This is a genomic window from Algoriphagus iocasae (assembly GCF_014206875.1).
Lineage (GTDB): Bacteria > Bacteroidota > Bacteroidia > Cytophagales > Cyclobacteriaceae > Algoriphagus > Algoriphagus iocasae.
Genome location: NZ_JACIJO010000002.1, coordinates 91320 through 117538, shown reverse-complemented (window position 1 = coordinate 117538; position 26219 = coordinate 91320). Strand labels below are relative to the sequence as shown.

The window sequence follows — 26219 nt, the reverse complement described above, 5'->3', positions numbered from 1 at the left end:
TGATTGATTATTTAAAGTTTACAGTTACACCTAACGTAAACGATCTCGTCTGGAAGTAGGTGTTTCTTCTTTCGATACCTGGAGATAAAGAAGTAGTAAAACCGTTTCCATTTTCAGAATCTGTTACTCTTACTTCAGGATCGATACCTGTATAATCTGTGATTGTAAACAGATTCTGTGCTGCAAAGTATACTCTGAAAGAACTCAAGTTAGGAGAATTGGTTTTAAGATTATAACCCAATTCCATGTTATCCAATCTTATGAAAGAAGCGTTTTCGATATAAGAGCTGTTGAATGTAGGTGTGGAAACGATCAACGGTGAAGTTGAAGTTTTATCAGTTACCACTGAGTTCCAAGTGTTAGATCCTGGGTCAGCATTTTCGTAGAAACCTCTGTAAGAGTTGTACAGATCATGTCCCCAAGCACCTCTAAAGAAGAAACTCAAGTTCCACTGTCCATATACGAAGTTGTTGGCAAAACCAAACTCTCCTTTAGGAAGACCATTACCGATTTTCTCAAATTCGTTAGGGTCAGTAGTAGAAAGGATATACTCTCCGCCATCTGTCAAACCTTCTAATCTTGGTCCGTAGAAATCACCCAAAGTCTGACCTACTCTGTTGTAGATCATTGGATTGTTATTCTGTCCTGGAGATCCTGGAGGTGCAAATCTCAACTCCTCAAAACCAAGTTCACCAGCTGATAAACTTTCAATGGTTGTTTTGTCATAAATGGTGAAGTTGAAGTTTGGATGCCATTTCACTTGACCTAAAGAAATGTCAGAAACACCAAGTGCAAATTCAAAACCTGCTGCTCTTAGATCTGCAAGGTTTACCCAAGTAGAAGAAGCAGTATTAAATCTTCCTGGATCAAATGGGTTTGGAGCACCCGTTGCAACTGGTACGTTGAAAAGTAGATCAGAAATATTTCTGACGTAGTAATCCATGCTACCAGTTACTTTGTTGTTCCACATTCCAAAGTCCACACCGAAGTTCATTTCATTTTTGGTTTCCCACTTCAGATCCTTGTTTGGATTGGAGTTTTGAACAATCCCTACAAACACATCATTGGTTGTCAAAGGATCACCATCCAAATCGATTCTGTTTCCGTTTCCATAAGCACCAAGTGCCAAGGTTGGAGATGGAGGAAGGTTACCAGTGATACCGTAAGAAGCTCTAGGCTTGAACTGGCTGAAGATTCCCATGTCGAAAATCTGAGTGAAATCCGCTCCTAAACTGAATGCAGGGAAAACACCAGTTTGATTGTTTTGTCCAAAACCTGAATAAGTTTCAGCTCTTACAGATGCAGAGAAGAAGTAGGTGTTGTTGTAGTTGAAATTAGCTCTACCAAACAAAGAGTTTAATTGATCTTCATTAGCAAAGGAAGAAACGTCTGTGTTGTTACCTAGTCTTACTGATCCAGCTCCTAAGTTATCCCATCCAAGATCAAATAGATATTGTCTTACCTGAGCATTGAAGCCTTGGTTTTTAGTGGACTGAGTAGCCACACCACCTAGCAAAGTCATGTTTAGGTTATTTCCTAAATCTGTTTCATATCTCAAAGTAGATTCGAAAATCTTCTGAGCTCTGTCGAATGTGTTTCTTGCAGCAGATCCGCTAGCACCTAAACCAACCTGGAAGTCATACTGAGACCAGAAAGATCCGGAAAGCGTGTTTCTTCTGTCCTGAGAATACTGAGCGGAGATTGTCAAATTTGGAAGGATATCGTATTCCGCTCTATAAGAAGTCAAAGCAGTTTTAGTCTCTCCGATGAATTTCTGCTGATTTGCCAATGCTACTGGATTGTAGAAGTCAAACAAGTCTCTTTGGAAGTATCCATCGAAACGGCTCATTGCATCCTCTGTGTTTTCAAAAACAGGAGCGGTTGGGTTATAAAGGGTAGCATATCTGAATGCCGCATCATTGATTGATTCAGAATCAACATTCGTAAATGAAAGGTTGATATTGAATCTCAATTTGTTGTCAAAAGCACCCTGCTGAAGGTTCAATCTTGTGTTCAGACGCTGATTGGAAACTCCATTTACAATACCTTGATTATCTCTGTAGTTAACAGAGGCCATGTAATTCGTGTTATTGAAACCGCCAGAAATACTAGCATTGGTAGTGTAGGAATATGCGTCATTGATCAACTCACTTCTCCAGTCAGTATTGCTACCGAAATCAGTTCCACCTCTTGCTACAAATTCCTCAGCAGAAAGGATTGGAATAAGATTGGTAGCCTGATTCAAAGTTCCAAAAGCATTAATAGCGACATTGGTTCTACCATCTTTGTTTCCTTTTCTGGTTGTAGTGATCAAAATCACACCAGAAGACCCTCTAGCACCATAGATAGCTGCTGCAGATCCATCTTTCAATACATCGATAGACTGGATGTCATTTGGATCGACGTTTTCAAGTGAAGCACCGATTACACCATCTAATACAATTAGAGGGGAGGAGTTAGCTCCAAAAGTAGAAAGACCTCTCAATCTTACATTGAACCCTGAATTTGGGTTTCCACCTGGACGTGTAATCGATAAACCAGCTACCTTACCTTGTAAGAGTTGAGCAGGGTTTGACACGTTACCTTTGTTGAAATCTTCTGGCTTCACACCTACTACAGCAGATGTGATTTCTTTTTTGTCCTGTGATCCATAACCGATCACGACCGCCTCTTCAAGACTTTGAATGTCTTCTTCGAGGTTAACAGTAATAGATGATTGGTTTCCGATTTCTATTTCTTGGGTAAGATACCCAACAAACGAAATCACCAAGATCTGGTCTCCCGATTGAAGATCAATCGAAAACTTACCATCAAGATCAGTTGCCACACCACGAGTAGTGCCTTTTACCAGCACCGTAGCTCCTGGGACAGGATCTCCATAAGTAGCATCCAGGACTGTACCCGTCACAGATCTACTTTGTGCATTTGCTACCATCGTGACACTTAGTAAAAGTGTCATAGCAAGTAGAAACGACTTGAGTTTTTGTAAATAATTTCTCATAGGGTTTTTTGTTTTTTGAAAAAGCGAAATAGGTATGAGTACTTGATTTCGAACCTAATGTGATTGTTTAAAATCGATTTTGCAATTTTTAACAAACGCCTACACTCAACATACAAAAAATGTTTTTTAAAAGATCTATCTATCTATTAGTGAATAATTATTAAATAGCTTTGTTTGTATAATTAATAGCAATGGAAATCGTTTTCCTTTTGTGAATACTTAAAATTTTCGATTTTTATTAAATTTTTTAAAAAATTGAACATTCCTAAAATCCCTTTAAATAGCCTCGAGAGACATTTTTAATTTTTTTTTAAAAGTCTTTGAAGAAAGATTAAAAAAAATCTCTTCGATAATTGCTCTTTTCCGTATTTGCAAATGTGTAAAGGACAAGATGGGGAGGTAGTGAAAAATGGTCTTGCCTTATATATAATACCCCTGTTTTGTGTTGTTTAATTCTTAAATCATATTAAGAGGTTATTTTAAACATTGATAATAAGATATATTTAATGTCATAATATAATTTATGCGATTCTACTTTAAGATTTTTATTCGGTCTGTTTTTTTATTTCTAATCTCTATTGTTGTTGAAAGTTCTGTTTTAGCACAAGGTATTCGGGGCAAAGTGGTCTCCACAGAAGGAGAGGTTTTGCCTTATGCTTCAGTTTATATCAGAAATCTAGGAGATGGAGTACCTACCAATCAAGACGGGAGGTATGAATACAAATTACCAGCTGGTGTTTACGATGTTTTGATTCAGTTTTTGGGGTATAAATCTCAAATCAAAACTGTTGAAATCGGAACCGAATGGGTAGAGATGGATTTTACCTTGGAACCTCAAGTTTATACCCTGAGTGAAGTGGAGGTTAGGGCTGGACAAGAAGATCCTGCACTGACCATTATGCGAAAGGCGATTTCAAAAGCAAAATTCCATCGACTCCAACTACAGCAGTATAGCATGACGGTGTATTTAAAAGGCACAGGCCAGCTGACCGATGCACCATTTTTTCTGAAAAAAACGCTGGAAAAAGAAGGGTTAAAACTTAATGAAGCCTATACCAGTGAGTCTGTTTCCAGAATCACTTTTACCCAACCCAATAAGGTTGAGGAGAAAGTAATTTCTATCAGAACCAATGGAGATAATCAGTCTACCTCACCAGCACCTTATATCCAGACTAGTTTCTACCAGGAAAAAATCAACGACATTATTTCCCCTCTTTCCAGATCTGCTTTTGCCTACTACCGGTTTACCTACGAAGGGAGCTTTTTTGATCAGGATGTGATGGTCAATAAAATCCGGGTTACACCAAGATCCCGGGGAGAGCGGGTTTTTGAAGGATATATTTATATCATCGAGGATCTCTGGGCCATTCATTCACTCAACTTAAAAACATCGCTTCTTGGCTTTGATATTCAGGCAACCCAGCAATATGCGCCAGTGGCCGAAAATGTATGGATGCCACTGACTCACACCTATCGGTTTGGCGGGAAGTTTTTTGGTTTTGAAGGAGAGTTTAAATATTTGGCTTCTACCCGGGAATACGAGGTGACTCTCAATCCTGATTTGGCTTACGTTCCAGAAATCATCGATGAGAAAGTACAGGAAGTGCCTGAAGAAGTAGCGGAATTCAAAAAAACTGAGTCTGCATTAGAGCAATTGGCAAAGGAACAACCTACGACCAGAAAGGAATACCGAAAGCTGATCAATGAGTATGAGAAGGAAGCGATGAAGGAACGAGACGAGCCAGATGTAATTCGCGAAAGCTATTATAGCGTGGATTCATTGGCCAAAAAGCGAGCATTGTCTTACTGGGATAGCATCAGGCCAGTTCCTTTGACTGAAAAAGAAATACAAGGATACAAGCGAGATGATAGTTTAGCCGTCATCGAAGCTGCAAAAGTCAGTGAGGTCGATTCTGTGGCGAAGAAAGCCAGAAAAAAATATAAGCCTTTGGACTTTATGAATGGAGCTACTTACCATTTTGGTAAAGGAAAATCCATTGGGTTTAAACAGAATTGGACCAAAATATCCTTTAATACAGTCGAGGGATTCAAGCTCGGAATGGGTTTGTTTTACAGAAAAGAACAAGAAATCAAGTTGGCCGACTCTGTCAACAGAATTCGTAAAAGCTTCAACATCGAGCCTGAACTCAGGTATGGATTTTCGAGCAATAGGTTTTACGGCAAGCTGGATGTCAGGTGGTCTACGACTAAGCCGATATCAGGCAGCACTTTTGGTGTAGAGGGGGGAAGGTACATTTACCAGTTTAATGGTGGCGAACCGATCAATGAGCAGGTAAATGCATTTTACTCTCTTTTATTCCGGCAAAACTACATGAAGTTATATGAGCAGGATTTCGTCAGAGCATATTGGGCTCACAGAGTAAATTATGGATTTACTTATCGAGTAAACCTTACTGCAGCTTCCCGTAAAGAGCTTTTCAATACTTCTAATTACAGTTGGTACAACAAAGAAGGAAGAGAATATACCGCAAACCAGCCCGAAAATGTAGAAACTACTGAATCATCATTTTCAGATCATGATATAGTGAAGTTCAATACTTCTATCTCTTGGAGGCCGGGCGTGAAATATGGTATTCGCAATGGGAGGAAATATCCCATCACCAGTAAAGCACCATTGATAAACTTCAATTATACCAAAGCATTTGGTGGACTTTTAAACTCGGAAAATGCGGCTGACTTTGATCATTTGGAATTGGGGATCGAGCATTTCTTTGAATTTGGAGTAAGTGGAAAGCTGGATTTTAATGTGTCTGCAGGAACATTCCTGAGTAATAAACAGGTCTATTTCCAGGATTACCAGCATTTCGGAGGAAATAGAACCATATTTTCAAATTTTGGTCCGGCGTCAAACTACCGGTTTATGGATTATTATAAATACAGTACCAACACTTCCTATGTGTCGGGAATTTTCCATTACCAGTTCAGGAAGTTTCTCTTAACCCAACTTCCTATGTTGAGATTTTCCGGAGTTAGAGAGAACTTGTTTTTCAATTATTTAAAGACTGAAAATTCACCGAGTTATTGGGAGGCAGGATACTCTTTGGATAATCTATTCAGGATTTTCAGATTAGAAATGGGAGCTGGTTTTGAAAACGGGAATTATCTCAGAGGGGGAGTCAGGTTCGGAATAGCCACTTTTATCCAAGTGAATTGATTTGAAGGGAAAGCTGAACTCAATTTATCCAATTCTTTTGTAAGTCTTTCACAAATAAAAAAAGCGCTGAATTAACTATTTCAGCGCTTTTTTTGAATCAATCTTCTATTAGACTTTCATAATGTCTGCTTCCTTTTTCACAAACAAGTCATCCACTTTGGAAGAGTATTGATCCGTTAATTTTTGAACTTGATCTTCAGCTCTTTTGATTTCATCTTCAGAAGCACCTTCTTTCTGAAGTTTTTTCAATGAGTCATTGGTGTCTTTTCTAACTGTTCGAATAGAGATTTTACCATTTTCGCACTCGTTTTTAGCCTGTTTTACCAAGTTGATTCTTCGCTCTGTAGTAAGTGCCGGAATCGTCAAAATGATCAACTCCCCGTTATTTTGCGGTGCAAGACCCAAATCAGAGTTGATAATAGCTTTTTCTATTTCACTGATTAGGTTCTTTTCCCAAGGCTTGATAGAAAGCGTTCTTGCATCAGGAGTGTTGACAGAAGCCACTTGAGAAAGTGGGGTGGGAGCACCATAGTATTGCACCATGATTCCATCCAAAAGGTTCGGCATGGCTTTACCAGCACGGATCTTCAATAATTCTGAAGCAGTATGGTCCACTGCTTTTTGCATCAATTCTTTGGCCTCATCTAAGAATAATTCGATTTCTTCCATTTTCTTAAGCTTAAAGTGTTGTAATCAATGTTCCAACTTCCTCTCCTTCTACGAGTTTACTCAAATTCCCTGCTTTGTTCATGTCAAACACGATGATTGGCAGGTTGTTTTCCTGACAAAGTGTAAAAGCCGTCATGTCCATGACATTCAAGTTTTTCTCATACACTTCGGTGAAAGATATAGTCTTATATTTTGTTGCTGTCGCGTCTTTTTCAGGGTCTGCGGTATAAACTCCATCCACACGGGTTCCTTTAAGAACGACATCAGCTTCTACTTCAATTGCTCTCAAACTGGCAGTAGAGTCAGTAGTAAAATAAGGATTACCTATTCCTGCTCCAAAAATCACAATTCTTCCTTTTTCCAAGTGGCGGATGGCTCTTCTACGGATAAATGGCTCACAAACGCTTTCGATTTTGATCCCGGACATCAGTCTGGTGTACATTCCACCCTTTTCTAAGGCGCTTTGCAAAGCCATTGCATTGATCAAGGTGGCTAACATGCCCATATAATCTCCCTGAACACGATCGATGCCTGATTGAGCTGCTTGAACTCCTCTAAAAATGTTGCCCCCACCGATTACGATTGCAATTTCAACACCCATTTCCTTCACTTTCAAAATTTCCTGGGTGTATTGCTGAAGTCTATCTGGATCGATTCCGTAATTTTTCTCGCCCATTAGTGCCTCTCCGCTTAGTTTGAGCAGTATTCTCTTGTATTTCATAGATGGATTTATTTGCAAAGGAGTTGGTTGATTGGAATGTTTTAGATTAAATAATCCGACAAATATAATTCCTTCATCTCATTATGCTAGAGCAAATGTCATTTTTGCCCTTTGGAATTTCCCTCGAATGGCTAGAATTGAATCAAAACCTGATTTTTTTCGACACTTTCTTTGAGCTTCACTTTGACAGCTTTGACCGTTCCATCTCCAGGGGCTTTGATTATATTTTCCATTTTCATTGCCTCTAAAATCAAGACTACATCCCCTTTTTTTACCTCGTCACCTGCTTTTACTTTGAGTTCCAAAATCAACCCAGGCATTGGGGCTTTGATGTCTTTTACTGCAGCAGCGCTAAGATTATTCATACCCATTTTTTCCAGCAAAAGATCAAATCGATCCTTCACCTGAAGCGAAGCGATTTTATCTCCTAGGCGGATTTGGATGGTCTTCGTTTCCTTTTCAAAGGAAATCAACTCTGCTTCTATGGATTGATTGTCCCGAATTAAATGGACTTTTCTTGCTGAAACCCACTCGATATCCAGATCGATTGATTTGCCGTTAATGAGTGTCAAATCATCGTTCTTTTCGACCGAATAGATTTCATCTTGGATAGATACTGAAAACATTCCTGTTAATTTGAAGCTGAAATTACAAATCCCGAACTTTTCGGCATTTCCTTTTTTTCTCAAATATGAAACAATTGCAAACTAAGGCAAAAGAAATTTTGCAAAAGTCCACCCTGTTTGGATTTACTTCCCTTTTGATTTTGATGAGTTCATGTAAGTCTTCAGAAAATATTCCTGATACAGAAATAGATGAGCCTGATGAAGAAATAGGAATTGAAATAGAAGAAGAAAAAGGGATTGACACACTTCAACTGATCCAACAGATTCAAGCAAAAGAGTTTGAAATTGCAAACTACAAAGGTTCAGCTAAGAGAGAAGTTGATCTGATTCATACTGATTTGGAGTTGGATTTTGATTTTGAAAATCAAACAGTTCTAGGGAAAGCTGTTTTGACAATGAAGCCATATTTCGCGGCAATAAAGTCAGTGACGCTTGACGCCCAGGATTTCGAAGTAGGTAAAGTTTATGTTGTCTATCAAGGAGATAGTGCAAGCGTTGGGTATACCTATGACGGCCAGCAACTGATGATCCCACTTCCCCGGTTGATGGAAAAAGAAGACACGTTTAACCTTGCTTTTTCATATAATGCCTTTCCAGAAATGAATTCAGGAAATGGAAGCACTGCGATCACAGATACAAAAGGTTTGTACTTTATTGATCCGAAGGGAGAAGATCCATTGCGCCCTACGATGATTTGGACGCAAGGAGAGACGCAGCATAATTCTAAGTGGTTTCCTACGATAGATCATCCCAACGAAAGGATGACTCAGCTCTTCAAATTGACAGTTCCGGATTCGATGATTTCTATTGGAAATGGGGAATTAGTGGATCAGGTGGATTTGGAAAATGGATCTCATGTTGATTATTGGGAAATGAAAAAACCACATGCACCATATTTGGCTGCATTTGCAATGGGGGATTTCGGTCAAGTGGAAACTGAATGGAATGGGATCCCTGTACGGTACTTTGTAGAGAAAGGCTATGAAAAAGGAGCAGAGATAGTGTTTAAGAACACTCCAAAAATGCTTCAGTTTTTTTCAGAAAAATTAGGAGTGAATTACCCTTGGCCTAAATATGATCAAGTGGTAGTGAAAGATTTTGTTTCAGGAGCAATGGAGAATACCACTGTTTCCATTTTCATGGAAGAATTGCGGTTGAACGAAAATGAGGCAATTGATTCGGAGTGGGATTACATAATTGCTCATGAGCTTTTTCACCAGTGGTTTGGCGATTATGTCACCACAGAGTCCTGGGCCAACCTCCCGCTAAATGAAGGTTTTGCGAACTACAGTGAGTATCTGTGGAATGAACATTATTACGGAAAGGACCAAGCCGCTTTAAAATTGGTGGCTGAAATGGAAACTTATTTTCAGGAAGCTTTGAGTAAGCAAGTCGATTTGATTCGATACCAATATGAGGATTCTGAGGACATGTTTGATTCTCATAGCTATGCAAAGAGCGGAGTGGTATTACATATGCTGCGCAAATACTTGGGAGATGAAGCATTCTTTACAGGATTAAATCTTTATTTGAAGGAACACGCCTTTTCTAGTGTAGAAATTCACGATTTGAGACAAGCATTTGAGGAGGTGAAAGGGGAGGACTTGAATTGGTTTTTTAATCAGTGGTTTATGGCCAAAGGGCATCCTGAGCTTTTTGTAGAAATTGACTATTCAGTTCCTGAAAACATTTTGGTCTCAATTACCCAATTACAGGATTTAGGCTCTACACCATTGTACCAAATACCATTTGAAGTGAGTTGGTACGAAGGAAATGTTAGAAAGGTAAAAAGTTTTTTGCTCAAGGAATCATTCCAGCAATTTGCACTGGAAAATGGTACCCCGACGGACTTGGTTTTCTTTGACGAGGGAAAAGATCTGTTAACGAAAAAAGTGCAGGATGTTTCCAAAGAACAATGGGTAAGGCAATTTGAAAGATCAGAATTGGGAATTGCCAGGTATGAAGCTTTGGACAGCTTGGTGGCCAAAGAAGCTACTGAGGAGTTGAAAAATTTGATACCAAAAGCTATTCAGGATAATTTTTGGTCAGTCAGGGAATTTGCTTTAGGAGTATTGCAAAGCCATACAGAATGGATTTCAGAAAATCCTGAACTTGAAAATCAATTGAATCAAATCATTCAGATTCAGACCAAAAATTCGGTGAGAGCCGGAGCGATAGATGTTTTGGCTGCGTTTGATGCAGAAAAATATCTGGATGAATTACTGAAACTGGCAAATGATCCTTCTGTATTGGTGTCTAGTTCTGCTTTGATGGGTTTGACAGCCATAGAAGGGTATGAATTGAGTGAGGAATTGGTTGAGAAATTTTCTGAGGAAGATAATTTCAGGTATGTCATTCCGGTTTCAGAATATTTTATATCCAAGCCTGTGATGGGTAAAGGAGAGTGGTTTCATGAAAAAATGGAAAAACTTTCTGGGGAGGGACTTTATTTCTTCTTGGGATATTATGGGGAGTATTTCAGTAGATTCCCAGAAGAGGGAAAAGCGATGGCTGTTGAAAAGCTGAAAGAAAAAATGGAGTTTTCATCGATGAATTTCATCCGATTAGGGGCTTTCCAGGCTATTTTGGCCTTTTCGGATGATCAGCAAGTGGTAGAAGAGATTTCTAAAATTGCATCAAGGGAAAAGGATCCGGAATTAAAAAGTTACTATGATTATTTCATGGAGGCTCTTTTAGATGAAAATTAATCTATTGATTTTTAGTTATTTGTGAGAATAGTGAATAAAATCTCATCAAATTTGAAAAACAAGCTTTGATACTTTCAGAAAAGGCTATAATTTTGCCATCCGTTACGACAGATAGGTCATCGAAAGAGAGCTGTTAGAAGTGACGAAAAGTTGGGGGAATACCAAAGCGGCCAACTGGGACGGACTGTAAATCCGTTGACTTATGTCTTCACAGGTTCGAATCCTGTTTCCCCCACCATTGCCGAATGCAAAATTTTTTTCTTAGTTTTGCAGGGCTTTAAAAAATTCGGCTTAGCCGGAAATAAGCGGGAGTAGCTCAGTTGGTAGAGCGGCAGCCTTCCAAGCTGCAGGTCGCGGGTTCGAGCCTCGTCTCCCGCTCTATACTTTTCTTAGGAAAAGTATCGGGCTTAAGCCGACGTAGCTCAGGGGTAGAGTACTTCCTTGGTAAGGAAGGGGTCACGGGTTCAAATCCCGTCGTTGGCTCATACGGCTTTAATAAATTAAATAAACATATCTTTAAACTTAAACTGAGGATTTTCACGCATGGCAAAAGCACAATTCGACCGTTCCAAGCCGCACGTTAATATCGGTACGATTGGTCACGTAGATCATGGAAAGACCACTTTGACTGCTGCCATCACTACCGTTTTGGCTAGTAAGGGTCTATCTGAATTAAGAGATTTCTCTTCTATCGACAACGCTCCAGAAGAAAAAGAAAGAGGTATTACCATTAACACCTCTCACGTAGAATATCAAACTGACAAAAGACACTACGCACACGTAGACTGTCCAGGTCACGCCGATTACGTTAAGAACATGGTAACGGGTGCAGCCCAGATGGACGGCGCTATCCTTGTGGTAGCAGCTACTGACGGACCAATGCCACAAACTAGAGAGCACATCCTTTTGGCTCGCCAGGTAGGTGTTCCAGCTCTAGTAGTGTTCATGAACAAAGTGGACATGGTGGATGATCCAGAACTTCTTGAACTTGTAGAAATGGAAGTTAGAGAATTGCTTTCTTTCTATGAATTCGACGGTGATAATATCCCTGTAATCGCTGGTTCTGCACTAGGTGCATTGAACGGTGAAGAGAAGTGGGTTGAGACTGTGATGGAATTGATGAACGCAGTGGATGAGTACATTCCTCTTCCTGAGCGTGCTGTAGATAAAGAATTTTTGATGCCTGTAGAAGACGTATTCTCGATCACTGGTCGTGGTACTGTTGCTACTGGTAGAATCGAAAGAGGTGTTATCAACTCTGGTGACCCTGTGGATATCATCGGTATGGGTGCTGAAGGACTTAAGTCTACAGTAACTGGTGTTGAGATGTTCCGTAAGATTCTTGACAGAGGTGAAGCTGGTGATAACGTAGGTTTGTTGCTTAGAGGTATTGAAAAAGCACAAATCAAGCGTGGTATGATCATCTGTAAGCCAGGATCTGTGAAGCCTCACGCTCACTTCAAAGCTGAAGTTTACGTTCTTTCTAAAGAAGAAGGTGGACGTCACACTCCATTCTTCAACAAGTATCGTCCACAGTTCTACCTTAGAACTACAGACGTAACTGGAGAGATCAAACTTCCAGAAAACGTTGAAATGGTAATGCCAGGTGATAACGTAACTATCGAAGTTAACTTGCTAAATGCAGTTGCTCTTGAGAAAGGACTTCGTTTTGCTATCCGTGAAGGTGGTAGAACTGTAGGTGCTGGACAGGTTACAGAAATCCTAGACTAATCAATTTCTGATATATTGAACAATGCGATCCTGAAATTTTTTGGGATCGCATTTGTTTCTTTATTGAACAATACCTAATTTTGCGTTCCCATTAGCGGTGCGTTCATTTACACGGGCATAGTTCAATGGCAGAATAGCGGTCTCCAAAACCGTTGATGGGAGTTCGAATCTCTCTGCCCGTGCCAGTAAGTATTACACTATGAATCTAAAAAACTTTGTTCTGGAGTCGTATGATGAAATGAAAAATAAGGTCACATGGCCGAAGTTTTCTTTTCTTCAAAATAGTGCAGTGTTGGTGCTAGTAGCATCTTTAATCTTTGCCTTGTTTATCGGGGTGATCGATTTGGGATTCGAAAACATCATGACATGGTTTTATGATTTATTTTAATTGAATTGACGTTACAGAATGGCTGAACATAAGTGGTACGTACTCAGGGTAGTAGCTGGGCAGGAGAAAAAGACAAAGACCTATTTGGATAATGAAATATCCAGGCAGAAGATTGACGAGTACATTCCTGAAGTACTAATACCTTCCGAGAAGGTGTATGAGATGCGAAACGGCAAAAAGCGTGTCAGAGAAAGAAACTTCTTTCCCGGATACGTTTTAGTCAATGCAGATCTTTCTAATGGTGAGGCCAATCACGTAATTACAAGTATCCCGGGTGTTATCGGTTTCTTAGGATCAAACCAGGGGGGAGCTTCCAAAACCCCTGAACCATTACGCCAATCAGAAGTCAACCGTATCTTAGGAAAGGTTGAAGAGATTGATGAGTTTGCTGAGAAGTTAGATACCCCATTTATAGTAGGAGAAGCCGTAAAGGTAATGGACGGCCCATTCAGTGGATTTACCGGGACAATAGAGGAGATATTCGACGAGAAGAAGAAATTGAATGTTATGGTCAAGATCTTCGGAAGGAATACTCCGGTAGAGTTAAACTTTATACAAGTAGAAAAACAAGACTAAGCAATGGCTAAGGAAATCACTGGTTATTTAAAACTACAAGTGAAAGGTGGCCAGGCTAACCCGTCGCCTCCAGTAGGTCCAGCTCTTGGTTCCAAGGGTTTGAACATCATGGAGTTTTGTAAGCAATACAATGCACGTACCCAAGATAAAATGGGTCAAGTGCTTCCTGTATTGATTACAATTTTCTCGGATAAGTCTTTTGAATTCGTAGTTAAAACTCCTCCTGCAGCAAACATGTTGTTAGAGGCGGCGAAGTTGAAAGGCGGATCTGCTGAACCTAACCGTAAGAAGGTAGGGTCAGTAACCTGGGATCAGGTTAAAGAAATAGCAGAGGTTAAAATGCCTGACCTGAATGCTTTCAAAGTAGAGTCAGCTATGAAAATGATAGCTGGTACAGCTAGAAGCATGGGTATCACAGTATCTGGACAAGCCCCTTGGGAAGTATAAATAAAAAACAATGGCTAAGTTAACAAAAAAGCAAAAAGAAGCTCTTTCTAAGTACGACCCAAGCCAAGAGTACTCCCTTGAGGCAGCTTCTTCTATCGTGAAGGAAATTACCACTACAAAGTTTGATGCTTCTGTAGATCTTGACATCCGTTTGGGTGTGGATCCGCGTAAAGCAGATCAAATGGTGAGAGGCGTTGTTGCGCTTCCTCATGGTACTGGTAAGGATATCAAAGTACTTGTACTTTGTACTCCTGACAAAGCGGCAGAAGCAACTGAAGCGGGTGCAGATTATGTGGGCTTGGACGACTACATCGCAAAAATCGAAGGTGGATGGACTGACATTGATGTCATCATCACTATGCCTAACGTAATGGCGAAGGTAGGTAGATTGGGTAGAGTATTGGGCCCAAGAGGCTTGATGCCGAATCCGAAATCAGGAACAGTTACTCTAGATGTAGCAAAAGCTGTTAAAGAAGTTAAAGCTGGTAAGATCGATTTCAAAGTTGATAAATTTGGAATTATCCATGCTAGCGTTGGTAAGGTATCTTTTACCCCTGAAAAAATTCAGGATAACGTAAGAGAATTAATGCTTACTATTTCTAAGCTTAAGCCTAGCTCATCTAAAGGTACTTACTTCAAGAGTATTCATTTATCAAGTACAATGTCTCCTGGTATTGCAGTGGACAAGGGTAGCATTCAAGGAATTTAATCATGACTAGAGACGAAAAGAAAGTAATAATCGACGGTCTTACTGAGAAATTTAGAGAAAACCCTTTCTTCTATATCACTGACGCTTCAGGATTCTCTGTAGCTCAAGTGAATGCATTCAGAAGAACTTGTTTTGAAAAAGGTGTTGAGTACAAAGTGTACAAAAACACATTGATTCAGAAAGCATTGGAAAATTTAGATGCGGATTTTTCGCAACTAAGTTCAACTGCTCTAAAAGGATTCTCTGGAATTATATTCTCAAAAGAGACTAGTAATCTTCCAGCAAAAGTTTTGCTGGATTTCAGAAAAAAAATAGGTAAAAAAGAGACTAGACCTGTTTTCAAAGGTGCTTCTATTGATGCTGATATCTTTATCGGCGAGGCTAACCTAGAAATGTTGTCTAATCTTAAATCTAAGCAGGAGCTTTTGGGCGACCTTATCGGATTGCTTCAATCTCCAGCTATGAATCTTATATCTGCTTTGCAGAGTGGTCAAAACAACATCACTGGTGTGCTTAAGACCCTTGCTGACAAAGAAGAAGCATAAGAACAAAAATTATTAATCAAAAAAATCACAAAAAATAAATTTCAAATACAATGGCAGATCTTACGCAACTTGCAGATCAGTTGGTGAACTTGACTGTAAAAGAAGTTAAAGAATTGACAGATATCCTTAAAGATCAGTACGGAATCGAGCCTGCTGCTGCTGGTGTAGCAGTAGTAGCTGGTGGTGCTGGTGCAGGAGAAGCTGCTGCAGAAGAAGAGAAAACTTCATTCGACGTTATCTTGAAAGCTGCTGGTGCATCTAAATTGGCAGTAGTTAAATTGGTAAAAGAATTGACAGGACTTGGCTTGAAAGAAGCTAAAGACCTAGTAGATTCTGCTCCTAAAGCCTTGAAAGAAGGTATCGCTAAGGACGAAGCTGAAGGCTTGAAGAAGTCTTTGGAAGAAGCTGGTGCTGAAGTAGAGATCAAATAATTTGCTAAGCCAGAACCATTAGGTTATGGTTTAGCCCATAAGACCTGACTAAAATAGTCAGGTCTTTTCCTGTTTATGCACAGGTATAAAATTGCATTATTTTAAGCGAAAATTGTCGCATTTCGTTATTTAATTTCACTATAAACATATACTACCTTGGCTATCAAGAATCAAACCGAAAGGAAAAGTTTCTCCTCCATTAAGGTGGTCAAAGACTATCCGGATTTTCTAGATATTCAGTTGCAGTCTTTTAAAGACTTTTTTCAATTGGATACTCCAGCAGAAAAGCGCCGGGCAGATGGGTTATTTAAAGTATTTGCCGAAAACTTCCCAATCAGTGATTCCAGAGAAAATTTCACTTTGGAGTTTATTGATTATGCAGTAGATCCTCCTAAGTATAGTGTAGGAGAATGTATTGATAGAGGCTTGACATATTCTGTCCCTCTGAAGGCAAAACTTAGACTTCTTTGTCACGATGAGGATAATGAGGATTTCGAGACTATCGAGCAAGAAGTTTTCTTAGGTAACCTTCCGTACATGACCGAGAAGGGTTCCTTCGTGATCAATGGTGCAGAAAGAGTAATCGTTTCTCAGCTCCATAGATCTCCAGGTGTATTCTTTGCGCAAAGCAAGCATACAAACGGAACTAAGCTTTATTCTGCTAGAATTATTCCTTTCAAAGGTTCGTGGATCGAATTTGCTACTGACATCAATAATGTCATGTATGCTTATATCGACCGTAAGAAGAAGTTCCCGGTGACTACCTTGCTTAGAGCCATTGGATATGGTTCTGATAAAGATATCCTGGATTTATTCGGACTTTCTGAAGAAGTGGCAGCTACTAAGAACGCTTTGAAAAAGGCAGCAGGCAGAAAATTGGCTGCGAGAGTTCTTAGAACATGGGTAGAAGATTTCGTAGATGAAGATACCGGTGAGGTAGTTTCCATCGATAGAAATGAGGTATTGCTTGAGCGTGATACCGTACTTACAGATGAAGATATCGCAATGATTTTGGATTCTGGCTCTAAAAGCATCATCCTTCATAGGGAAGATGTGAATATTGCCGATTTCTCAATCATCTATAATACATTACAGAAAGATAACTCCAACTCTGAAAAAGAAGCTGTTGAGGTTATCTATCGTCAGTTGAGAAATACTGAAGCGCCAGATGAAGCTACTGCAAGAGAAGTAATTCACAGCTTGTTCTTCTCAGACAAGCGTTATGATCTTGGAGAAGTTGGTCGTTACAGAATCAACAAAAAACTAGGTCTTGATATTGAATCTGAAAAGATCGTATTGACCAAAGAAGATATTATCTCTATTGTGAAGTATTTGATCGGATTGATCAACTCAAAAGCAGTAGTCGATGATATTGACCACTTAAGTAATAGAAGAGTAAGAACAGTAGGAGAGCAGCTTTATAGCCAGTTCGGTGTAGGTCTTGCCAGAATGGCTAGAACAATCCGTGAGAGAATGAACGTTCGTGACAATGAAGACTTTAAACCAGTCGATTTGATCAATGCTCGTACGCTTTCTTCTGTTATTAATTCCTTCTTTGGAACTAACCAGCTTTCTCAGTTTATGGATCAAACCAATCCATTGGCGGAGTTGACTCACAAGAGAAGACTTTCAGCTTTGGGTCCAGGTGGTCTTTCTAGAGAAAGAGCAGGTTTCGAGGTTCGAGATGTTCACTATACACACTATGGTCGTCTTTGTACCATTGAAACTCCTGAAGGTCCAAACATTGGATTGATTTCTTCTCTTTGTGTTCATGCGAAAGTGAACTCAATGGGATTCCTTGAAACTCCTTACAGAAAAGTAAAAGAGGGTAAAGTAGGTATGGATACGGATGATATCGTATTCTTGACTGCTGAAGAAGAGGATGATAATAACATTGCACAGGCAAATGCACCTTTGGATGAAAAAGGAAACTTTATTAACGAAAAGGTAAAAGCAAGATTTGAAGGTGATTTCCCAGTTCTTGAACCAACTGAAATCAGCTACATGGACGTCGCTCCAAACCAGATTGTATCTGTTGCGGCATCCTTGATTCCATTCTTGGAGCATGATGATGCAAACAGAGCCTTGATGGGATCTAACATGCAGCGTCAGGCAGTTCCATTGTTGAAAGCCGAATCTCCTATCGTAGGAACTGGCCTTGAAGCAAAAGCTGCTGTAGATTCAAGATCCTTGATTATTGCTGAGGCTGATGGTGTAGTTGACTATGTGGATGCTAGAAAAATCACGATCAAATATGATTTAACGGATGATGAGTTGCTTGTCAACTTTACTGACGAATACAAATCTTATGACTTGATCAAATTCAGAAGAACAAACCAAGATACTACGATCAACTTGACACCTTTGGTGTTGAAAGGTCAGAAAGTAGTAAAAGGTCAAGTTCTTGTGGAAGGATATTCTACTAACGAAGGTGAGCTTGCTCTAGGTAAAAACTTGAAAGTGGCTTACATGCCATGGCAAGGATACAACTTTGAGGATGCGATTGTAATTTCTGAACGAGTAGTTCGCGAAGATATCTTTACATCTATCCACGTTGAAGAATTCCAATTGGAAGTAAGAGACACCAAGCGTGGGGAAGAGGAATTGACTTCTGAAATCCCTAACGTTTCTGAAGAAGCTGTGAAGCATTTGGATGAAAACGGTGTGATCAGAATCGGAGCGGAAGTGAAAGAAGGTGATATCATCATCGGTAAAATCACTCCAAAAGGTGAAACTGATCCAACTCCAGAAGAGAAATTATTGAGAGCGATCTTTGGTGATAAAGCCGGAGATGTGAAAGATGCATCTTTGAAAGCTTCTCCTTCTTTAAATGGTGTTGTTATTGAAACCAAGCTTTTCTCCAGACCTAAAAAGGATAAGGATGTAAGAGCAAAAGCAAAAGCTGAAGTTGAAAAACTAAAAGCGAAATACTCCAAAGATCTATTGGGTATCAGAGCCCGAATGATCAATAAATTGGTGACAATTCTTGATGGAAAGACATCTCAAGGCGTGAAGCATAAATTTGGTGATGAAATCATCAGCAAAGGAGTGAAGTTCAATTTGAAGAATATCGAAAACAACTTGTTCCCTGCTAAGAACCCTTATAGAGACGAGAGTAACTATAACGTTCCTGAGGAAGCAAACTTGATTTCTGATATCATTTTGGATGATTGGACTGATGATGCTCACACTAATGATCTGATTGTGAAATTGGTGAAAAACTACACCAATTCCCGAAATGAGATCTCAGGTCTATTCAAGAGAGATAGATTTACTTTAGAAGTTGGAGATGAACTTCCTGCTGGTATTGTTCAGCTTGCCAAAGTTTACGTTGCTAAGAAGCGTAAGCTGAAAGTGGGTGATAAGATGGCGGGTCGTCACGGAAACAAAGGTATTGTCGCTCGTATCGTAAGAGACGAAGATATGCCATTCCTAGAAGACGGAACTCCAATGGATATCGTATTGAACCCACTTGGTGTACCATCTCGTATGAACATCGGACAGATTTTCGAAACTGTACTTGCTTGGGCCGGTCAGGTATTGGGTAAGAAATATGCTACTCCAATTTTCGATGGGGCTTCTATGGAAGAAGTGTCTGAAGAATTGGCTTTGGCAGGTGTTCCAGCTTATGGAAGAACTTACCTATACGATGGTCTTTCAGGTGTGAAATTTGACCAGCCAGTAACTGTAGGTGTTGCCTATATGTTGAAACTAGGTCACTTGGTGGATGATAAGATGCACGCGCGTTCCATCGGTCCATACTCATTGATTACGCAACAGCCATTGGGTGGTAAAGCTCAGTTTGGTGGTCAGCGTTTCGGAGAGATGGAAGTTTGGGCACTCGAGGCATTCGGTGCATCTCACGTACTTCAGGAAATCCTGACTGTTAAATCAGATGACGTAATCGGTAGAGCTAAAGCTTATGAAGCGATAGTGAAGGGTGAAAACCTTCCTAAACCTAACATTCCAGAATCATTCAATGTATTGGTTCATGAATTGAGAGGTTTGGCTCTTGAAATTACCCTGGATTAATTTAGCTCATTAGGGCTCGAAAGAGCCCTTTACATATCTTTCAAAAAACTATGGCGTTCAGAAAAAATAAAAAACTTAACATCGACTTTTCCAGAGTCACCGTTAGTTTGGCTTCTCCAGAATCAATTCTGGATAGTTCAAACGGTGAAGTGACCCAGCCAGAGACTATCAACTATAGAACTTACAAGCCTGAAATGGGCGGTTTGTTCTGTGAGAGAATCTTTGGTCCGGTAAAAGACTGGGAATGTCATTGTGGCAAGTACAAGCGCATCAGGTATAAAGGTATTATCTGTGACCGCTGCGGTGTAGAGGTTACAGAAAAGAAAGTAAGAAGAGAGAGAATGGGGCACATCGAACTGGTTGTTCCAGTTGCTCACATTTGGTATTTCAAATCTCTTCCTAATAAAATCGGTTACCTTCTTGGTCTTCCAACTAAGAAGCTTGACCAGATTGTGTATTATGAGCGTTACGCTGTAGTACAGCCAGGTATCAAAGCTGAAGATGGCATCCAATATTTGGATTTCCTTACTGAAGATGAATACTTGGATATCATGGATAAACTCCCTAAGGAGAATCACATGCTAGATGATGACGATCCAAATAAATTCATCGCCAAAATGGGTGCTGAAGCTTTGGAAATGTTATTGGCTAGAATTGAATTGGATGAGCTTTCATACGCACTTCGTCATCAGGCTGCAACTGATACTTCCCAGCAGAGAAAAGCAGAAGCACTGAAAAGACTGAAAGTAGTAGAAGCATTCCGTGATGCTAGAACCAGAATTGAAAACCGTCCTGAGTGGATGGTAGTAAGAATGGTTCCTGTAATTCCACCTGAATTGCGTCCATTGGTTCCTTTAGATGGTGGTCGTTTTGCGACTTCCGATTTGAATGACCTTTATAGAAGAGTAATCATTAGAAACAACCGTTTGAAGCGTCTGATCGATATCAAAGCACCAGAGGTGATTTTGAGAAACGAAAAGAGAATGCTTCAGGAAGCTGTTGACTCTTTGTTTGATAACTCAAGAAAAGTAAATGCGGTAAGATCTGATGGTAACCGTGCCTTGAAGTCCCTTTCTGATATGTTGAAAGGTAAGCAAGGTCGTTTCCGTCAAAACTTGCTCGGTAAGCGTGTGGATTACTCCGGTCGATCTGTAATCGTCGTAGGTCCAGAATTGAAGCTTCACGAGTGTGGTCTTCCTAAAAATATGGCGGCAGAGCTTTTCAAACCATTTATCATCAGAAAACTGATCGAAAGAGGTATTGTTAAGACTGTAAAATCAGCCAAGAAAATTGTGGATCGTAAAGATCCAGTTGTTTGGGATATTTTGGAAAACGTATTGAAAGGACACCCTGTTCTTCTTAACCGTGCTCCTACTCTTCACAGATTAGGTATCCAGGCATTCCAGCCAAAATTGATCGAAGGAAAAGCAATCCAGCTTCACCCATTGGTATGTACTGCATTCAACGCCGATTTTGACGGTGACCAGATGGCGGTTCACGTACCTCTAGGACACGAGGCTATTTTGGAAGCTTCTACTTTGATGCTTTCTGCACATAATATTCTAAACCCTGCGAATGGTGCTCCAATTACTGTACCGTCTCAGGATATGGTTTTGGGTCTTTATTATGTAACAAAAGGCAAAAAATCTACTCCAGAAGAGCCAGTTCCAGGCGAAGGAATGACTTTCTACAGTACTGAGGAAGTTGTGATTGCATTGAACGAAGGCGTTATCTCCAAGCATGCAAACATCAAGTGTAAGGTGAATGTACGTGAGGCTGATGGACAGATTGTTGAAAAAATCATTGATACTGTTGCCGGTAGATTGATCTTCAACCAGTTTGTTCCTGAAGAAGTAGGTTATGTAAACGAACTATTGACCAAGAAGAAACTTCAGCAGATTATTGCTCAAGTTGTGAAGGTATGTGGTATTGCACGTACAGCTAGATTCTTGGATGATATTAAGCACCTAGGTTTCCAAAGTGCATATCAAGGTGGTTTGTCCATGGGATTGAATGACGTTATCATTCCTGAGGAAAAAGAGCCAATGATCAACAAAGCGAAAGAAGAAGTTGATCAGGTTTGGAATAACTACTTGATGGGTCTGATTACAGACAACGAACGATATAATCAAGTAATTGATATCTGGACTCGTACCAACTCTCATTTGACTAATAATCTTATGAAGCAGATGGAAGAAGATAAGCAAGGATTCAATGCTATCTATATGATGATGCACTCTGGAGCTCGTGGTTCTAGAGAACAAATTCGTCAGTTGGGTGGTATGAGAGGCTTGATGGCGAAGCCACAGAAAAACCTTCAGGGTTCAGTAGGTGAAATCATCGAAAACCCAATCCTATCTAACTTCAAAGAAGGTCTAGATGTATTGGAATACTTTATCTCTACTCACGGTGCACGTAAAGGTCTTGCCGATACTGCATTGAAAACTGCGGATGCGGGTTACTTGACTCGTCGTCTTGTTGACGTGGCGCAGGATATGATTGTGACTGAAGAAGATTGTGGTACTTTGAGAGGATTGAATGTTCTTCCTTTGAAAGACAATGACGAAATCGTTGAGCCACTTTCTGAAAGAATTCTAGGTAGAGTTTCTGTTCATGATGTATATGATCCTTTAACAGATGAGTTAATCATCCCTGCTGGAATCGAAATCACTGACGAAATTGCAGCTAGAGTTGATGAGTCTGCAATCGAAGAAGTTGAAATCAGATCAGTATTGACTTGCGAAACCAGAAGAGGAGTTTGCTCTAAGTGTTACGGAAGAAACTTGGCAACTGGTTATATGGTACAAAACGGTGAATCTGTTGGTGTTATCGCTGCACAGTCTATCGGTGAACCAGGTACTCAGTTGACATTGAGAACGTTCCACGTAGGTGGTACAGCATCAAACATGGCAGTTGAGGCTAGCATCACTGCGAAGTTTGAAGGTGTTGTTGAGTTTGACGAGGAATTGAGAATGTTGGAAACAACCAACAAAGACGGAGAGCCAGTTACTGTAGTAATGGGTAGATCCGGAGAGATCAAAATCAACGATGCAAAAACCGGAAAAACTTTAGTTTCTAACCATGTTCCTTATGGTGCATTATTGAGCGTGAAAGACGGTCAGAAAATCGGTAAAAACGAAGCACTTTGTAAGTGGGATCCATACAATGCGGTTATCCTTTCAGAATTTGATGGAAAGATCGATTTTGAAGCAATCGTAGAAGGTGTCACTTATAAGGAAGTTGCCGATGATCAGACAGGTTTCCGTGAGAAAGTTATTATCGATACAAAAGATAGAACCAAAAACCCTGCGATTGTTGTAAACTATGGCGATGAGTCTAAGTCTTACAATATTCCGGTAGGTGCTCACTTGGCCGTTGAAATCGGTGAAAAAGTGAAAGCTGGTCAGGTATTGGTTAAAATCCCTAGATCTGTTGGTAAGACAAGAGATATTACGGGTGGTCTTCCTCGAGTTACTGAATTGTTCGAAGCTCGTAACCCATCCAATCCGGCTGTGGTTTCTGAAATCGATGGTGTTGTAACTTACGGAGGTATCAAGCGTGGTAACAGAGAAATCATCATTGAATCTAAAGATGGTGTGATTAAGAAATACATGGTATCTCTTTCTAAGCACATCTTGGTTCAGGAAAATGACTTCATCCGTGCTGGTGAGCCATTGTCTGATGGAGCAATTACTCCAAATGATATTCTAGCGATCAAAGGTCCTACAGCTGTTCAGGAATATTTGGTAAATGAAATCCAGGAAGTTTATAGACTTCAGGGTGTGAAAATCAACGATAAGCACATCGAGGTGATTGTATCTCAAATGATGCAGAAAGTTGAGATTTTGGATGCTGGTGATACTGGTTTCCTTCAAAACCAAGTAGTGGACAAGTGGGCTTTCAGAGAAGAGAATGATAACATCCTTGACAAGAAAGTGGTCATGGAAGCTGGTGATTCTTCTACTTTGAAGCCAGGTATGATCATTACTGCTAGAAGATTGAGAGATGAAAATTCAAGCTTGAAGCGTAAAGATCTTAAGTTGGTACAGGTGAGAGACGCAGAAACTGCGGTTTCTAAACCTACACTACAAGGTATCACTGCTGCTTCCTTGGGTACAGAAAGCTTCCTTTCTGCAGCATCCTTCCAGGAGACTACTAAAGTTCTTTCCGAAGCTGCTATCAGAGGTAAGCGAGATGAATTATTAGGATTGAAAGAGAACGTATTGGTTGGACATTTGATCCCAGCTGGTACAGGACAGAGAAGAATCCAAAATATCATCGTAGGTTCTCAAGAAGAGTATGATAAGCTTTCCGATAACATGGAAAGAGTTTCTAGAAAATCAAGCGAGGCCATTCTATAATGGTTTGAATTAAAAAATAGTAAAGGGCCTGTATTCGTACAGGCCTTTTTTAATCCAAAGAAAATGCAAGACGAAAAAGGAAAAAGACCTGATCAACAGATCAATGTGGAATTATCTGAGGAAGTAGCAGAGGGAGTTTATTCAAATTTGGCAATGATCGCACATTCCAACTCTGAATTTGTAATTGATTTTATCAGATTGATGCCGGGAGTACCAAAAGCAAAAGTAAAATCCAGGATCATTGTGGCGCCAGAGCATGCAAAACGTCTTTTGGCAGCATTGAAAGATAATATTGAGAAATACGAAGATGCTTTTGGGAAAATAAACCAAGGTGGGGGAGCCCCACAATTCCCAATTAGCTTTGGTACACCGGGAGAAGCGTAACAAAAATATAACTAGATTTCATTAATCAGTAAAGTCCTGTGTAATGTCCTCACAGGACTTTTTTTGAATATGTTATCCTGATTCTATAAAATAAGAGTATCAGATTGTAGAATATTATTTTCAATTTTTAAATGTCCAAATCTAGAGGTAAATGCTTAATTTTGCTATTTTGGATACCAAAACTGATAGCAGGAGGAAGATTTAGATCTGTCTTTTCATAAACTCGGAGGCTATCAATAAATAATTTGCCAGAAAAGTCCCAAAAATCATCCTTGACCATATCCAAAGTCTTAATGTCTCGAATGATCAAAGTTGTTTCAAATTCTTCCTGGGGATGAGAGAGAGAATATTGTTGGACTATTTTTCTACATCCGGAACATCCATTGTCTGCAAGAATTATAAAGTTGCCTTCCGGGCTTTTAGAGGCTGTTATTTTTGCTATATATTCAACTAATTCTTTGTCTTCATTCCTTATTTGGGAGCAAGCGATCAGAGTAAATAACATGGCATAAAATAGGAGCTTAATTTTGGTTTTCTTCCAAAACAAAACCTTTGAAAACCAGTTTGTCTTCATTTGAATAATCCACGTAAGCCACATAAAATCCATATTTGTTTACAAAACAATTTTCGAAATAAACCCCTTCTTTCGGTTGTTTGAGTGTATATTCAGTCAGTTTTTTAAAATCCTTATCTAAAACGATAATCGCCCAATCCCTAGGATTGGCCATTGGATCGAGGTAGTCACTTTTGAAACCGTCATACCCTTCAGGTTTCGGAAATTTTCCGATTCTATAATAGACATCCCTGAACTTATCATAATAGATCCCCCCGAAAGTAGGGACGTTCATGTAGTGATCGATTTCCTCCTCAACTACTTCGTAGGGTTTTGGAGCTGGCCTGATTTCCTGGAATTTTTCAGAAGTAGCTTTGAAATATTTGACTGTATCATTAAATGAAGGACTGGTGACTGAGATGTATTCAAAACCTGAGTAACTGGTAACAATTTTTTCTGTTTTAGGGTTATAACAACCATAATTCAATATTAACATCCCCCCCCCAGAGTTTTTCTTGCATAGACTTTGGGAAGGGTAATCTGTAATGGAATTCTTTGTTGATTAAGTCATAATCTGTGTAAATGCGTCCCTTGATAGTATAATCTGTTCGATCAGCATAACCAACATAAAGACTTGGAAAAATAAAATTTCCGTTATTGATAAAAGGTAAAGAACGGCTTGAAAAATTGGTAGACTGAACTGTATGGCTTTCCTCTGGTAAATAACCGGAGTTTTTAAATTTGATTTCTTCAGGTATTAGGTTCAACTGATCTACTACTTCAAGGTTTCCATTAGTCAAAAGAACTCGGTAATGATATTGTTGGCTGAGAAAAATGCTGTCCTCGTTGTGAATATAAAAGCCATAGACCGAAGGAAGAGCCCCAGGTCCATTGACAGGATAGTTGATCTCCTCTTTTAGCTGTCCTGATTGTAGGTCATATATCTTAAAAGAATGATCTTTACGGACATGAAAAACCATTGACTCTGATCCATGGAAGTTTTCTACGTATTGATAGTAATTTTCATTGGGAGCAGTGCGATGATCTAAATTTAGAAGTAGGTCTTCTCCCTGTACAAGTTTCCAAGCCTCTCGATTTGTTATTGTATTTTTTTCACAAGAGAGTAGTCCAAGAATTAAAATTGCGGGGAGAAGACTCAGTT

At 39.7% G+C, this 26219-nt stretch carries 19 protein-coding genes and 4 tRNA genes; 16 read left to right on the top strand and 7 right to left on the bottom strand.

Features of this window, described 5'->3' with window-relative positions; all coding sequences use genetic code 11:
* Positions 1-7: 7 nt before the first annotated feature.
* Positions 8-3001: a SusC/RagA family TonB-linked outer membrane protein gene (locus tag FHS59_RS07980; RefSeq protein ID WP_184494619.1), complete on the bottom strand. Its 2994-nt coding sequence runs from the start codon at positions 2999-3001 to the stop codon at positions 8-10.
* A gap of 523 nt (positions 3002-3524) precedes the next feature.
* On the opposite strand from FHS59_RS07980, the gene FHS59_RS07975 reads away from it, so the two are divergent.
* Positions 3525-6176: a DUF5686 and carboxypeptidase regulatory-like domain-containing protein gene (locus FHS59_RS07975; protein ID WP_184494618.1), complete on the top strand. Its 2652-nt coding sequence runs from the start codon at positions 3525-3527 to the stop codon at positions 6174-6176.
* Between the two features lie 108 nt (positions 6177-6284).
* Here the strand turns inward: FHS59_RS07975 and frr are convergent, their stop codons facing one another.
* From frr to FHS59_RS07960, 3 genes are all read right to left on the bottom strand, one after another.
* Positions 6285-6845, bottom strand: coding sequence for a ribosome recycling factor (gene frr / locus FHS59_RS07970; RefSeq protein ID WP_184494617.1), 561 nt, complete (start codon positions 6843-6845; stop codon positions 6285-6287).
* Between the two features lie 10 nt (positions 6846-6855).
* Positions 6856-7566, bottom strand: coding sequence for a UMP kinase (gene pyrH / locus FHS59_RS07965; protein ID WP_184494616.1), 711 nt, complete (start codon positions 7564-7566; stop codon positions 6856-6858).
* 131 nt (positions 7567-7697) lie between these two features.
* Positions 7698-8192: an acetyl-CoA carboxylase biotin carboxyl carrier protein subunit gene (locus FHS59_RS07960; RefSeq protein ID WP_184494615.1), complete on the bottom strand. Its 495-nt coding sequence runs from the start codon at positions 8190-8192 to the stop codon at positions 7698-7700.
* Positions 8193-8257: 65 nt separating this feature from the next.
* Here FHS59_RS07960 and FHS59_RS07955 point away from each other — a divergent pair, with 65 nt between their 5' ends.
* The 15 genes from FHS59_RS07955 (at position 8258) to FHS59_RS07885 (ending at position 24504) form a co-directional block, all read left to right on the top strand.
* Complete coding sequence (locus tag FHS59_RS07955; RefSeq protein ID WP_246388369.1) at positions 8258-10900, top strand: M1 family metallopeptidase; 2643 nt, start codon at positions 8258-8260, stop codon at positions 10898-10900.
* A 152-nt stretch (positions 10901-11052) separates the two neighbouring features.
* Positions 11053-11138 (top strand) — tRNA-Tyr (locus FHS59_RS07950).
* Positions 11139-11205: 67 nt separating this feature from the next.
* A tRNA-Gly gene (locus tag FHS59_RS07945) sits at positions 11206-11278 on the top strand.
* 33 nt (positions 11279-11311) lie between these two features.
* Positions 11312-11383 (top strand) — tRNA-Thr (locus FHS59_RS07940).
* Positions 11384-11443: 60 nt separating this feature from the next.
* Entirely contained in the window at positions 11444-12631 is a 1188-nt protein-coding gene (tuf, locus tag FHS59_RS07935; protein ID WP_184494614.1) for an elongation factor Tu, read from the top strand.
* 111 nt (positions 12632-12742) lie between these two features.
* Positions 12743-12816, top strand: a tRNA-Trp gene (locus tag FHS59_RS07930).
* 14 nt (positions 12817-12830) lie between these two features.
* Complete coding sequence (gene secE, locus FHS59_RS07925) at positions 12831-13019, top strand: preprotein translocase subunit SecE (RefSeq protein ID WP_091652792.1); 189 nt, start codon at positions 12831-12833, stop codon at positions 13017-13019.
* Positions 13020-13037: 18 nt separating this feature from the next.
* Positions 13038-13595: a transcription termination/antitermination protein NusG gene (gene nusG / locus FHS59_RS07920; RefSeq protein ID WP_184494613.1), complete on the top strand. Its 558-nt coding sequence runs from the start codon at positions 13038-13040 to the stop codon at positions 13593-13595.
* A 3-nt stretch (positions 13596-13598) separates the two neighbouring features.
* Entirely contained in the window at positions 13599-14042 is a 444-nt protein-coding gene (gene rplK / locus FHS59_RS07915) for a 50S ribosomal protein L11 (RefSeq protein ID WP_074226865.1), read from the top strand.
* A gap of 10 nt (positions 14043-14052) precedes the next feature.
* The gene (gene rplA, locus FHS59_RS07910) at positions 14053-14751 is read left to right on the top strand and encodes a 50S ribosomal protein L1 (protein WP_184494612.1); all 699 of its coding nucleotides are present in this window, start codon (positions 14053-14055) and stop codon (positions 14749-14751) included.
* Positions 14752-14753: 2 nt separating this feature from the next.
* A complete protein-coding gene (gene rplJ, locus FHS59_RS07905) occupies positions 14754-15296 on the top strand; it encodes a 50S ribosomal protein L10 (protein ID WP_184494611.1) in 543 nt (180 codons plus the stop codon).
* A gap of 50 nt (positions 15297-15346) precedes the next feature.
* Positions 15347-15727 carry a 50S ribosomal protein L7/L12 gene (rplL, locus tag FHS59_RS07900; RefSeq protein ID WP_184494610.1) on the top strand — a complete coding sequence of 127 codons (381 nt, stop codon included), beginning with the start codon at positions 15347-15349 and terminating at the stop codon, positions 15725-15727.
* Positions 15728-15883: 156 nt separating this feature from the next.
* On the top strand, positions 15884-19759 hold the full coding sequence (gene rpoB, locus FHS59_RS07895; protein WP_184494609.1) for a DNA-directed RNA polymerase subunit beta: 3876 nt from the start codon (positions 15884-15886) through the stop codon (positions 19757-19759).
* A gap of 50 nt (positions 19760-19809) precedes the next feature.
* Positions 19810-24120 carry a DNA-directed RNA polymerase subunit beta' gene (gene rpoC / locus FHS59_RS07890; RefSeq protein WP_184494608.1) on the top strand — a complete coding sequence of 1437 codons (4311 nt, stop codon included), beginning with the start codon at positions 19810-19812 and terminating at the stop codon, positions 24118-24120.
* Between the two features lie 63 nt (positions 24121-24183).
* A complete protein-coding gene (locus FHS59_RS07885) occupies positions 24184-24504 on the top strand; it encodes a DUF3467 domain-containing protein (protein WP_184494607.1) in 321 nt (106 codons plus the stop codon).
* 127 nt (positions 24505-24631) lie between these two features.
* On the opposite strand, the gene FHS59_RS07880 is transcribed toward FHS59_RS07885, so the two are convergent.
* From FHS59_RS07880 to FHS59_RS23425, 3 genes are read right to left on the bottom strand one after another with little or no spacing between them, the layout of a single operon-like run.
* Entirely contained in the window at positions 24632-25009 is a 378-nt protein-coding gene (locus FHS59_RS07880) for a hypothetical protein (RefSeq protein WP_184494606.1), read from the bottom strand.
* A 16-nt stretch (positions 25010-25025) separates the two neighbouring features.
* A complete protein-coding gene (locus tag FHS59_RS23430) occupies positions 25026-25553 on the bottom strand; it encodes a DUF4221 family protein (protein ID WP_184496075.1) in 528 nt (175 codons plus the stop codon).
* The gene (locus FHS59_RS23425) at positions 25525-26160 is read right to left on the bottom strand and encodes a DUF4221 family protein (RefSeq protein ID WP_317168197.1); all 636 of its coding nucleotides are present in this window, start codon (positions 26158-26160) and stop codon (positions 25525-25527) included. Before FHS59_RS23425 ends, FHS59_RS23430 begins: the two co-directional genes overlap by 29 nt.
* Positions 26161-26219 lie beyond the last annotated feature (59 nt).